1 protein-coding gene is annotated in these 1,630 nt (G+C 73.6%); it reads right to left on the minus strand.

Annotated elements, in window-relative coordinates; all coding sequences use genetic code 11:
• Positions 1-125: 125 nt before the first annotated feature.
• Positions 126-1,630, minus strand: a 1,505-nt coding sequence (gene metE / locus BCY76_RS17195) for a 5-methyltetrahydropteroyltriglutamate--homocysteine S-methyltransferase (protein ID WP_139827888.1), incomplete at its 5' end; no start/stop codon positions are given.

Genomic DNA, 1,630 nt, shown 5'->3' on the forward strand with positions numbered 1-1,630 from the left:
GGACTGACCGACGGCTCGGAGCCCGGAGGCTGCGCACGACGACGACGGCGGCCCCGGTGTCCGCAGAGCCGAGCTCCGCGGGCGCCGGCCCGCGCCGTCGTGATCCTGACCTCACCGCCGGAGCGTCACACCCCGGCCGGGACCCGGGCCAGCTCGGCGCGCACCACCGCGGTGGCGTTGACCAGATGGCGCAGCGAGGCCTCCGTCTCCTCCCAGCCGCGGGTCTTCAGGCCGCAGTCCGGGTTGGACCACACGATCTGCGGGTCCAGCACCTCGGCGGCCAGCCGCAGCCGTTCGATGAGCTCGTCCACCCCGGGCACCCGCGGCGAGTGGATGTCCCACACGCCCGGGCCGATGCCGCGGGAGAAGCCGTGCTCCGCCAGGGCGGTGACCACCTCGAAGCCGGACCGGGAGGCCTCCAGGGTGGTGACGTCGGCGTCGAGGGCGTCGATCGCGTCGATGACGGTCTCGAACTCTGAATAGCACAGGTGGGTGTGCAGCTGGGTGTCCGGCTTCGCCGCGGAGGTCGCCAGGCGGAAGGACTCCACCGACCAGCGCAGATACTCGGGGCGGTGGGCCACCTGCAGCGGCAGCAGCTCCCGCAGCGCCGGCTCGTCCACCTGGATGATCCGGGTGCCGGCGGCCTGCAGATCCTCCACCTCGTCCCGCAGGGCCAGTGCGATCTGGTCGGCCGTGGCGGCCAGCGGCTGGTCGTCGCGCACGAAGGACCAGGCCAGGATCGTCACCGGGCCGGTCAGCATGCCCTTGACGGGCCGGCGGGTCAGCGAGGCGGCGTAGCGGGTCCACTCCACGGTGATCGGGGCGGGACGGTGCACATCGCCGAAGAGGATCGGCGGGCGCAGGCAGCGGGAGCCGTAGGACTGCACCCAGCCGTGGGTGGTGGTGATGAAGCCCTCCAGGTTCTCCGCGAAGTACTGGACCATGTCATTGCGCTCCGCCTCGCCGTGCACCAGCACATCCAGACCCAGGTCCTCCTGGCGGCGGATGCAGTCGGCGATCTGCCCGCGGATGGCCTCCTCGTACCCCTGCTGGTCCAGGGCCCCTCGCCGGTGGGCGGCGCGCACCCGGCGAATCTCGGAGGTCTGCGGGAAGGAACCGATCGTGGTGGTCGGCAGCGGCGGCAGGTCCAGAGCTGCATCCTGAGCGGCCCGGCGGTGCTCGGCGGCGGCCCGGCGGCGGTCCTCCGGCAGCACCTCGTCCAGACGACGGCGCACCGCCTCCACCCGCACCTGCGGGTGCCGTTCACGCAGCCTGCGGCGGGAGGCGTCATCCGCGCGCAGCCCCTCCAGGGCGTCCGGACCTGCAGTGAGATGACCGGCCAGCGCCAGCACCTCGCCGACCTTCTGGTCCGCGAAGGCGAGCCAGCCGGCCACCTGCGGGTCCAGCTGCGTCTCGCGGGCCGCGTCATGGGGGACGTGCAGCAGCGACGTGGAGCTGCTGACCGTCACCGGGCCCTCGTGGCGCTCCCGCAGCTGGTCCAGCAGCCCGGCCGCCCGGGCCACATCGGTACGCCACACGTTCAGCCCGCCGACGACGCCAGCGGCCACGGTCCGTCCGGCAAGCGGCGCCAGGCCCTCCTTCGCCGCTGCGCGCCGCGCTCCAGGTCGAG

The organism is Nesterenkonia sp. PF2B19 (assembly GCF_001758425.2).
Taxonomy (GTDB): Bacteria; Actinomycetota; Actinomycetes; order Actinomycetales; family Micrococcaceae; genus Nesterenkonia; species Nesterenkonia aethiopica.